At 46.8% G+C, this 250-nt stretch carries 1 protein-coding gene; it reads left to right on the top strand.

Going from position 1 to position 250, the window contains the following annotated elements; genetic code table 11:
* Positions 1–222: hypothetical protein (locus H6B31_RS17000; protein ID WP_204899555.1), on the top strand; the 222-nt coding region annotated here is incomplete at its 5' end.
* Positions 223–250 lie beyond the last annotated feature (28 nt).

Below are 250 nucleotides of genomic sequence, written 5' to 3'. Positions count from 1 at the left end.
GATTCGATGACAAGCCCCGATGCTTTGGATTCAATCTTTCGGGCCGATCCTTTGATGTTGACGATAGGCACTCAGAGGGAAGGAGCGCGAGCGCACCAGCGAACAAGGCCGATCATATCGTTGCGTGAAGACCAGAAACGTAAATTAACCAAGAGCATTCAGGCAGGACTCGTTCAGTTCACACGCAATCTTGGTTTTGATGTTCAGGACAAAGCAGCGTGAAAACTTAAATCCTGAAAATCAATACAAT

This window comes from Pseudoflavonifractor capillosus, from assembly GCF_016899775.1.
Taxonomy (GTDB): domain Bacteria; phylum Bacillota; class Clostridia; order Oscillospirales; family Oscillospiraceae; genus Lawsonibacter.
Note: the sequence above shows the minus strand (reverse complement) of the source record. Positions and strands in the feature narration are given on the sequence as shown.